This window comes from Streptococcus intestinihominis (assembly GCF_046824975.1).
Classification (GTDB): domain Bacteria; phylum Bacillota; class Bacilli; order Lactobacillales; family Streptococcaceae; genus Streptococcus.
Genome location: NZ_JBKQBL010000003.1, coordinates 47,879 through 58,590 on the forward strand (window position 1 = coordinate 47,879; position 10,712 = coordinate 58,590).

At 43.1% G+C, this 10,712-nt stretch carries 9 protein-coding genes; 2 read left to right on the forward strand and 7 right to left on the reverse strand.

Going from position 1 to position 10,712, the window contains the following annotated elements:
- Positions 1-128: 128 nt before the first annotated feature.
- Positions 129-1,445, forward strand: coding sequence for an FAD-containing oxidoreductase (locus ACLOR3_RS05310; protein WP_023022819.1), 1,317 nt, complete (start codon positions 129-131; stop codon positions 1,443-1,445).
- 37 nt (positions 1,446-1,482) lie between these two features.
- On the opposite strand, the gene ACLOR3_RS05315 is transcribed toward ACLOR3_RS05310, so the two are convergent.
- The 4 genes from ACLOR3_RS05315 to pcrA form a co-directional block, all read right to left on the reverse strand.
- Positions 1,483-2,283, reverse strand: a complete 801-nt coding sequence (locus ACLOR3_RS05315; RefSeq protein ID WP_023022817.1) for an alpha/beta fold hydrolase — start codon at positions 2,281-2,283, stop codon at positions 1,483-1,485.
- 39 nt (positions 2,284-2,322) lie between these two features.
- Positions 2,323-2,757 (reverse strand): GNAT family N-acetyltransferase, encoded by a 435-nt coding sequence (locus ACLOR3_RS05320; RefSeq protein ID WP_023022814.1) that lies wholly within the window; start codon positions 2,755-2,757, stop codon positions 2,323-2,325.
- A 9-nt stretch (positions 2,758-2,766) separates the two neighbouring features.
- Positions 2,767-4,041, reverse strand: coding sequence for a DUF2130 domain-containing protein (locus tag ACLOR3_RS05325; RefSeq protein ID WP_023022812.1), 1,275 nt, complete (start codon positions 4,039-4,041; stop codon positions 2,767-2,769).
- A gap of 371 nt (positions 4,042-4,412) precedes the next feature.
- Positions 4,413-6,698 carry a DNA helicase PcrA gene (gene pcrA, locus ACLOR3_RS05330; RefSeq protein ID WP_023022810.1) on the reverse strand — a complete coding sequence of 762 codons (2,286 nt, stop codon included), beginning with the start codon at positions 6,696-6,698 and terminating at the stop codon, positions 4,413-4,415.
- A gap of 185 nt (positions 6,699-6,883) precedes the next feature.
- Here pcrA and ACLOR3_RS05335 point away from each other — a divergent pair, with 185 nt between their 5' ends.
- Entirely contained in the window at positions 6,884-8,077 is a 1,194-nt protein-coding gene (locus ACLOR3_RS05335; protein ID WP_411400445.1) for a cation diffusion facilitator family transporter, read from the forward strand.
- A gap of 92 nt (positions 8,078-8,169) precedes the next feature.
- On the opposite strand, the gene lepB is transcribed toward ACLOR3_RS05335, so the two are convergent.
- The 3 genes from lepB to ACLOR3_RS05350 all read right to left on the reverse strand — a co-directional run.
- Positions 8,170-8,727, reverse strand: coding sequence for a signal peptidase I (lepB, locus tag ACLOR3_RS05340; RefSeq protein ID WP_117744077.1), 558 nt, complete (start codon positions 8,725-8,727; stop codon positions 8,170-8,172).
- Positions 8,728-8,871: 144 nt separating this feature from the next.
- A complete protein-coding gene (gene pyk / locus ACLOR3_RS05345) occupies positions 8,872-10,377 on the reverse strand; it encodes a pyruvate kinase (protein WP_023022804.1) in 1,506 nt (501 codons plus the stop codon).
- Between the two features lie 60 nt (positions 10,378-10,437).
- Positions 10,438-10,712 (reverse strand): 6-phosphofructokinase (locus ACLOR3_RS05350; protein ID WP_412037052.1); only part of this gene is annotated, 275 nt, incomplete at its 5' end.

The following is a 10,712-nucleotide window of genomic DNA, read 5'->3' on the forward strand; positions in this document are numbered from 1 at the left end:
ATTATACCATGAAAAGGATCTCCTTGTCCCTGATTCCCCATTCCCATGAGCTCCTAAAAATCCCGTAGCAGATTTCAGACTTTTTAAAATGGGTTTGATACAATAGAAAACGAAAGAAGGTGTAACATATGTTAACGTATGATGTTATTGTTATTGGATTTGGTAAAGCTGGTAAAACACTCGCAGCGAAATTATCAAGCCAAGGGAAAAAAGTCGCTCTAATTGAAAAGAGCAAGTCTATGTATGGTGGTACTTGTATCAATATCGCTTGTATCCCAACCAAGACCTTGATTGTCGCAGCGGAAAAAGGCTTGGATTTTGAACAAGCCATGAGCGAAAAGAATGCGGTCACCACTCGTCTCAACGGCAAGAACTACGCAACTATTGCTGGAACTGGTGTAGACATTATCGATGCAACAGCTCGTTTCGTTTCCAACAAGGTCATCGAAATTCAAGCCGGTGAGGAAAAGGAAGAATTGACAGCAGAAACCATTATTATCAATACTGGTGCAGTGCCAACTATCCTTCCAATCCCGGGACTAGCTGAAAGCAAATTCGCTGTGGATTCAACCGGTATTCAACGTTTGGAAAATCTGCCAAAACGCCTGGGTGTTCTTGGCGGTGGACCAATCGGATTGGAATTTGCCCATCTCTACAATACCTTGGGTAGCCAAGTAACAGTACTGGATGCTTCTGAAGCATTCTTGCCACGGATTGAGCCAAGCATTGCAGCTCTTGCAAAAGGCTACCTTGAAGAAGATGGCATTCAATTCTTGCAAGGCGTTCATACCCAAGAAATCAAAGATAGTGAAGCTAGCTTAACCCTTGTAACCGATAAAGGAGATTTCGAATTCGATATCCTCCTCTACGCAACAGGACGTAAGCCAAATACAGCTGGTCTTGGTCTTGAGAACACAGACATCCAAGTCACTGATCGTGGAGCGATTCAAGTCAACCGTCATTTGGAAACCAGCGTCCCTGGTGTCTTTGCAGTTGGGGATGTCAATGGCGGTCCTCAGTTCACCTATATGTCCCTCGATGACTTCCGCATCGTCTTCAACTACCTCACAGGCGATGGTAGCTACAATCTCGAAACACGCGGAAACTATGCGACAACACTCTTCATTGATCCTCCATTGGCGCAAGTCGGCTTAACTGAGCAAGAAGCACGCGACAAAGGACTTCCAGTGGCTGTCAAAGAATTACCAGTTGCTGCCATGCCACGTGGCCATGTCAATGCAGACCTTCGAGGTGCTTTCAAAGCCGTAGTCAATCCAGAAACCAAGGAAATTCTTGGGGTCACTCTCTTCGGAGAAGCTGCAGGCGAACTCATCAACCTGATCACCATGGCCATGGACAACAAGATCCCTTATACTTACATTGCGAAGCAAATCTTTACCCACCCAACTATGGCAGAAAACCTAAACGATCTCTTTGCGATTTAACTAACATAAAACGCTGGAAAAATTTTCCAGCGTTTTTTTAGTGTAAAAATCCACAAACAATCTCTTGAAATAACTTATTTTCTTCATACAGAGCATGACCAGAATGCTTAAGAATAAGGAGCTGACAACCCAAAATCCCTTTTGCCAGTTCTTTAGATCCCTTCACACCGATCACATCATCTTCAAGCGCACCAAGGACCAAGGTCGGGCATTGAATTTCTTTTAAAACCTCAAGACTATCGTGGTCCAGGCAAGACTGAGACTGAATAGCAATTCGTTTCTCATCTTTGATTCGCCCCAAACGACCCATAATGTCAGAAAGAAAGCGCCACCTTCGATAGCTCTTTTGCGTATAAGAATGATAGGCGATATCCAGCATGAGGTCTCTAAAATTTCCGGATTGACTAATTTTTTGCCAATGCTCAATTCGTTCTCTAGCAAGTTGACTCGGTTTAGCTGTTGTCACGGCTAGGATGAGCTTTTGAACATTTTCAGGAAAATCAACTGCCAACCATTGGGCAATCATTCCACCTTGTGAAATCCCCATAACATAGGCAGCATCTAGGTTTAGTGTCTCCATTGCTTCTGCTACATCTGCTGCCATATCCCGTGTCGTATAACCCTGCCTCAACTCGTTGATTCGAGAAAAAACATAAACTTTATATCTCTTAGCAAGTAAACGATAAGAGAGGGAAAAGAGCTGGGCCTTTCCTTTGACTGTCTGCAACCCATCCCCTAAGCCTGGTATGATCACTAGGGGCTGCTTTCCTTTTCCAAATGTTACATAGTCCATGCTCTTATCGTTAAAATATAAGTTTTTCCCTTTTGTTGAAGACATTACTTCGTTTCCCTTACTATTTTATCATGTTTATTCATGTTAACTTTTTAAATGCAGAACAAAGCCGGCAGTCACTTTTTCAAATCCAACCGCCTGATAAAACTGATGTGCAGCATTTCGTTCAGCAGTTAATCCACTATTTAGAGCCAGTGCATTAACTCCTTCTTTTACCGCTTGTTTTTTCAATTCATCGATTAGCCTACTAGCAATTCCTTGTCGTCTTGTTTCTTTTGCAACCGACAAAGCTAAAATACGATAGTAAGATCCATCTGCTTCAAAAAAGAAGAGCTTTGCATAACCTAAGAAACCTAAAATTTCTCCGTTTCTTTCAGCTAGAAGAAGGCCATAATGTGGCTGAGAGAGAATCATTTCTAAACGACGAGACAGCTTAGAAGCAGTCGTTGGATAGCCCAAGTCTTCGTATAGAGACAGTAAGGATTCAGCATCCTTCATGGTTGCTTTTCGTATCTGCATTGGAGCCTCCTAGTCTTCCTTCAAGGCATCAAACTTGGCTTTCATAGTCGGATTCTTCCGAGTCAATTTTTTAACGGAAACATCATCCAATTTGTTGTTAGCAAGGCGAAGTTGATTTTCAGATGTGGTGAGGAATTTTTTGACCTCTTCCATGCGTTTAATGGCCTTGTCGATTTCATCAATGGCCTTGCCGAAGTTGACAGAAGCCGAATTGTAGTTCTTGGCAAAGGCAACCTTGAAAGCATCCAAGTCTTCCTCAAAATGAGTGATGTCAATATTTTGCTCACGGATTAGTGCTAGTTCCTGCTTGTATTTTAGAGAGTTGAGGGCAGCATTGCGTAAGAGACCAATCAACTGGATAAAGAACTGAGGACGGACCACATACATCTTCTCATACTCGTGGCTGACATCGACAATCCCTGTGTTGAAATAGTCGTTATCTGCTTCAAGCATACTGACCAAAACAGCATATTCACAGTTCTTTTCTCGACGGTCCTTGTCCAATTCCTTATAAAAATCAGCATTCTTATGCTTCTTCTCTGTCCCGTCGGCTTCATTTTTCATCTCAAACATGATGGAAATGAATTCTAGCCCATTTTCATCAAAGTCACGGAAGATAAAGTCCCCTTTAGACCCACGTGCAGAAATCTTATTATCCTTTTCAAAGTAGGCATTTGGGAAGGCAAAACTGCGAACCTTATTGAACTCACTCTCCGCATACTGCTCCAGACTTTCTCCGATGGCCTTGGTTGATTGTTGGGCCTTGAAGTTCTTATAGAACTCAACCTGCTCATTAGCCGCCTTAAGCTGGGCCTCATAGTTTTGTTTAACTGAAGTCAGAGAAAGTTCGTTTTCCTTTTCTTGTAAAAGGAGCTGATTTTTGACCTGGTCACGTTCTTTTTCTAAGTCAGATAAAGTCTTTTGTAGTTGGTTTTCATGCTCCAAGCGCAAGGTGGCTAATTGATTCTCCAGTGCCTGAACCTCTTTTTCTTTCTCTAGCAGACTTTGGCTAGCAGTTTGCTCCACCTCTTTTTTAGCCAATTCTTTTTCAGTATCAAACTGTTGAATCTGGTTTTGTAACTGGGCAATTTCTTGGTCCTTTTTTGCTAACTTCTCTTGTTGCTCATTGAGGGCCTTTTGCTCTGCCAAAGCCAACTCCTGCCGAATCCGCTCATGAATTTCCTTGTCAAACTCCGCCGTCCTCACTTGGGACAAGAGCTCGCTGTATTGACTTTCATTGACTGTAAATACTTCCCCACAGTTGGGGCACTTGATTTCGTTCATAGCATGCCTCTTTCTCTATTCTTAGTATATTATATCATGCTAGTAGTAAAATCAAAACCAGCAAGCTAGGCCTGCTGGTTTTAACCGAGTATTCATTCCTCTATTGGAGACTTTTCTTAGGTGAGGACGGACGGTAGCGACTCCCTTTGGGATTCCATACCTTATATTTGAGCCTCACGTCTCAAATATACCGAGCACCAGAAACTTATGTGTTTCTGGCGCTTTCCTCACGGCGAAAAGTCTCAATCTATTCCGCACTATTTCCAAAATTTCTTTTCTTGCAACTTTTTCATGCAGTAAGCAATTAGATCCTTGAGGAGATATTGCTTGTTTATGTTCTGAAATAATACACTAGGCTTACTGGTTTCCGTTTATTTTTTCTCAATCGGAGCGACGCTGGCCAAGAGTTTCTTGAGACCCACTTCTGGGAAGTTAATCTTAAGCTCTTGGGTATTGCCACTACCTGAGACTTCAAGGACGGTTCCTTCTCCCCACTTCTTGTGAACAGCAATGTCGCCAATGGACCAAGCGACACTTTCTTTAGCACCAGCTTGGCTACTATTGCCAAAGGGGAGGCTTGAGGACGTGAGGGCACTTGGGGCTGCTTGTCTCTTGCGCTCTTGAAGGGCTTGTGACAGGCTCATTCCTTTTCCAAAGGTCGTTCCGCCACCATTACTATAAGAAGCCTTAAAGCTCGTGTTAGCCGGACGCGCTAAGCCTTGGTAGGTCAATAAATCTGAGCTAATCTCATTGATAAAGCGCGTCGGACGGTTGTAGCTGGTCCGTCCAAAGAGCAAACGAGAATTGGCATTGGTCAGGAAGAGAACCTTCTCAGCCCGCGTGATTCCTACATAAGCCAGACGACGTTCTTCTTCCAACTCATCTGGATCCTCTGCTGCTCGACTAAGAGGAAAGACGTTTTCTTCCATCCCAATCAAGAAGACCACTGGGAACTCCAGTCCTTTAGCCGCGTGAAGGGTCATCAAGGTCACTTCAGAAGTCTCTTGTGCCCCATCATCTGTATCGGCAATCAAAGCCAAGTCATTCAAGAAACGACTTAAGGTATCCACACCTGATTCGTCTTCAACAGACTCGCCATTTTCATCAAAATTCTTGGTAACAGACAGGAACTCTTGGATATTCTCGATGCGGGCTTGACTTTCCAAATTTCCCTGATTGGTTAGGGCAGTCATATAGCCTGTCTTGTCAAGGACTTCTTCGACCAATTCTGTAATGGTCAGCTGGTCCAATTTTTCTCTCAAATCAAGAATGAGATTTGCAAAGTCCCAGATAGCTTGGGCTGCTTTTCCTTTAATGCCAGAGAGCATGATATTGGCTGAAGCATCCAGGAGGGAGGAGCCTTGCATTTGAGCAAAATCACGAATCTTCTCCACCGTACCCGGTCCGATTCCCCGCTTAGGTTCATTGATAATCCGCTCAAAACTGATATTGTCACTGAGGTTGGCAATCAAGTTCAGATAAGCAATGACATCTCGAATTTCCTTCCGGCTGTAGAACTTGGTACCACCTACCATGGTATAGGGAATATTGGACTTGAGCAGTGCTTCTTCAATGGTCCGGGATTGGGCATTGGTCCGGTAGAGAACCGCAAAATCACGGTGCTTGTAGCCAGCTTTCCGACTGAGCTCTTCAATGGTTTTGGCAACAAAGACCGCTTCATCCTGCTCATCATTGGCCCGGTAATAGACAATTTCTTCGCCGTCAGCATTTTGGGTCCAGAGATTCTTGGGACGGCGGTTCCGATTATTTTTGATCACATCGTTGGCTGCTTGTAGGATGGTTTTAGTGGAGCGATAATTTTCCTCTAACAAAACGACCTTGGCATCAGGATAATCCTTTTCGAAATCCAGGATATTTTGCATGTCCGCTCCCCGCCAGCCATAAATAGACTGGTCAGCATCTCCAACCACACAGATATTTTTAAAACGGGAAGCCAAGAGTTTGACCAATTGGTATTGGGCATGGTTGGTATCTTGGTACTCATCCACATGAATGTATTGGAACTTCTGCTGGTAATAGGTCAGCACATCAGGATGCTGATCAAAAAGACGCAAGGTCAGCATGATCAAATCATCAAAGTCCACTGCTTCTGACTGACGCAATTCCTTTTGGTAAGCCTCATAGCACTTGGCGACGATCTGGGTGTACATGTCCCCCGCTTGGGCGGCATAGGCCACTTCATCAATCAGGTCATTCTTGGCATTGGAAATGGTCCCCAAAATGGTTCGTTCATTCCATTTCTTCGGATCCAAATTCAAAGACTTCAAGATCCGCTTCATCAAGGTCCGTTGCTCACCTGGATCGACAATGGTAAAGTTACGATTGTAGCCAATGTGATCCGCATCTCGACGAAGGATGCGGACACACATGGAGTGGAAGGTCGCGATCAAGCAATCTTGGGTCGCCGGATTCAACTGGTAAGCCCGCTCCTTCATCTCGCGAGCAGCCTTATTGGTAAAGGTAATGGCCAAAATATTCCAAGGATTAACCATTTTTTCATCGATCAAGTAAGCAATCCGATGGGTCAAGACACGTGTCTTACCAGAACCAGCCCCCGCCATGATCAAGAGGGGGCCTTCTGTCGTTTGGACCGCCTCTGCCTGGCGATCATTCATACCTTTCAATAAAGGATTCATCTCATTCTCCTCATTCTTTCAATCGTTCTATTATACCACAATTTCGCCCTTGCACCTTTGGAAAATGGTCGGCTTCATTTGAATTTTGCCCTCAAAAAGGCTATAATAAAGCCTTAAGAAGAACGAATTTTCCCTCTTCAACAACCGCTTATGAGGAAATCTACAGAAGTCTGGAGGAGTTATCAGTGAATCAATCACAAAGCAATTTAAAACTAGCCGAACGTGGAGCCCTGATCAGTATTGTAGCCTACCTGATCCTTTCCGCTGCCAAATTAGCAACAGGCCACCTCCTTCACTCCTCTAGTTTGGTTGCCGATGGTTTTAATAACTTATCAGATATTATCAGCAATGTCGCCCTTCTCATTGGCATTCGCATGGCCCGCCAGCCAGCTGACCGCGACCACCGATTCGGTCATTGGAAGATTGAAGATCTAGCTAGTCTGGTGACTTCCATCATCATGTTTTATGTGGGCTTTGATGTCTTACGAGATACGGTTCAAAAAATCCTCAGCAGGGAAACATCTGTCATTGATCCTTTAGGGGCCATTGTCGGAGTTGGGTCAGCCCTAGTCATGTTTGCAGTCTATCTGTATAACCGCGCCTTAGCTAAGAAAGCCCAATCCAAGGCCCTCAATGCTGCCGCTAAAGACAACCTGTCTGACGTAGTCACTTCTTTAGGAACCTCTGTTGCGATTGGAGCTAGTGCTCTTAACTATCCGATTGTGGACCAATTAGTGGCCATCGTTATTACCTTCTTTATTCTAAAAACAGCCTACGATATTTTCATTGAATCCTCCTTCAGCCTCTCAGATGGATTTGATGAAAGTCTTCTGGATAAATACAAGGCTGCTATTCTAGAATTGCCAAAGGTCAGCCGGGTCAAATCCCAACGGGGACGGACCTACGGAAGCAATATCTACCTAGATGTCGTCATCGAAATGAATCCAGACCTTTCTGTTTATGAGAGCCATGCCATTACCGAAGAGGTCGAGCGCCTTCTCAAGGAAAAATTTGGAGTCTTTGACATTGATGTCCATGTGGAACCAAGTTCCATCCCAGAAGATGAGATTTTGGACAATGTCCTTCTCAAACTAAGAACCTACGAAGAGCGCTTGCAAGCTCAGCAAGAATATTCAACTCTCCTAGCAGACAACTTCACCCTCATCGATGAGTTTGGCCAAGAAAGCCACAAGGAGGACCTGGTCCGTTTGCAGGAAGAGAATCAGATTCCCTTTAAGAATTTCGAGATCGAATCCATCAGTCAAAAGACTAAGCTGATTCGCTATGAATTAAATAACCAGATCCATACCAGTCTCTGGCGTCGCCATGAACATTGGCAAAAGGTCTTTCATCAAATTACCAGTAAAAAGGAAAACTAGGGCCCTCTAACTGGGAGGAACAAAGATAAAAAACTACTGCAGTTCACATATTCTGCAGTAGTTTTTTTGTAAGAAAAAATAGTCCTTATGGACTATTCTTCGATTTTAATAAAGCCGAATTTATTTAAAGGATACAAGCGGAAATCAACTACCCCTTCAATCTGATCTTCTTGAATATAACCAAATTCACGACTATCTTTAGTATTGTTGCGATCATCATTTAAGACTAAATAACTATTACTTGGTACTTTTCCAGCCTTGGTTCCCTTAAGTTCTCTAGAGAAAAAATCATTTGTATAATAATCGCCACTTGGGGCCGCCAAATGTTTGGTCTTCATTTTATCCAAATACGGCTCTTCTGTAGCTACACCATTCAAATAAAAGACATCATCCACATAGCTGACCTCATCGCTCTCTATAGCAATGACACGTCCAAGATATTGTTTCTCTTTTACATGGTAGAGGACCAAATCTGTCCGATCAATTTTTCCCTTCTTAGTCGCTAATACTAAATCATCTTTCTTAACGGAGGCATTGGCCATTTGATCAGATACCCACAATGGTTGAAAAACAAATAGGCGCAAAGTAATGAGTACCAAGCCCAATATTCCAATGATGATAATATTCCGAATCAAATCCCTTTTTGACATTCCTATCCCCCCTTTCAGTTCCTTCCATTATACCATTTTATTAGACAATAAAAAAGGCCCACATTCCTAAATCGTCAGAAACTTGGACGAAAAAAACCTTGTCTCCAAGATTTTACACTTAGAGAACAAGGTTTGTTAGTTAGATTAACGTACTGTACGGATACGCATAGTGTTTGTACGAACAGCTTCACCAAGTGGCACACCTGCAACGATAACGATATCGTCACCAGATTGTACAAGACCTGCTTCTACTGCTTTACGTTCTGCGATTTCGAACATATCGTCAGTTGATGATGGAGCATCTGTCAACATTGGGATAACACCCCAGTTCAACATCAATCCACGTTCAGTCAATTCATCAAATGTCAATGCCAAGATATCAGCATTTGGACGGTATTTAGAAATCAAACGTGCAGTGTGACCAGTCTTAGTAAGAGTAACGACCAATTTGATATCCATTGAGTTTGTTGCATCTTTAACAGCTGATGCCATAACTTCTGTCTTAGAGTTACGTTCGAAAGTATCTGAGTTCAAACGTCCGTATTCGTTAAGAAGAGTTTGTGCATTCTTGTCAATTGTAGCCATTGTTGTTACTGACTCAAGTGGGTATTTACCGTTTGCAGACTCACCTGAAAGCATAGTCGCGTCAGTTCCGTCGATAACAGCGTTAAATACGTCTGATACTTCTGAACGAGTTGCACGTGGTTTTTCAGTCATTGTTTCAAGCATGTTTGTTGCAGTGATAACAACTTTACCAGCAGCGTTCACTTTTGTGATGATCATTTTTTGGTATACTGGAACCATTTCGAATGGTACTTCGATACCCATGTCACCACGAGCGATCATGATACCGTCAGCAGCTTCAATGATTTCATCCAAGTTATCGATACCTTGTTGGTTTTCGATCTTCGCAAACAATTGAACGTGACCGTTACCAGTTTCTTCACAGATTGCACGAACTTCGTTCACGTCTTTCGCAGTACGTACGAATGAGATCGCGATGAAGTTGATACCTTGTTCCAAACCGAAGCGGATATCGTCGTTATCGCGTTCAGCAAGAGCTGGGAAAGGAATCTTCGTATTAGGGATATTCACACCTTTCTGCTTAGCAATAATACCGTCATTTTCAACAACCACTTCAAATTCACGAGTATCATCGTCTTTAGCGAAAATACGAAGACCTAATTTACCATCGTCAACCAAGACTTGATGACCAACTTCAACATCATCGTAGATATCAAGACCACCAGCAACGTTCAAAGCAATCACTTCACGAGTTGATTTGATTCCTTGTTTAGTTGCAACACGGATTTTTTCACCAGTCTTGTATGAGTACTCTTTAGCATCGCCTTCGAACAACTCTGTACGGATTTCTGGACCTTTTGTATCAAGAAGGAAACCAACTTTTTTACCAGCGATTTCTTCTGCACGTTTAACGGTTGCCATACGGTCACCTTGTTCTTGGTGGTCACCGTGTGAGAAGTTGAAACGGAAAGTGTTAGCTCCTGCTTCAATCAATTGAGCAATGTTTTGTGCTGAAGCTTCAACATCAAGTTTTTCACCCCAATATCCATCATCACCAAATTTTTTACCACCACGGATTTCTACCGCAGGACCTAAGGTTGCAACGATTTTTACACGTTTGTTCATGATTTTTGTGACTCCTTTTAAAATACACTGTCTATTTAGACAAATTTTAACAAATAACTATTAGATAGAAGATAAGCTACGGTTCAACTCTGCAAGGTTCAAGTCAGCCTTGTGAGGGTTGTTCACCTTGATTTTGCCGTCTTCAGTCAAGCTGAAGAGAGCACCTTCTTCTGCACTACCAAGAATTGGGTTTTCCACCATTTGTTCATTGCGGATACCAACAGCTACACCACCGATACCAGCTTTCAACAACTTAACAGCATGTGCACCCAAACGTGAAGCAAGGACACGGTCACGCGCAGTTGGTGAACCACCACGTTGGATATGTCCAAGTT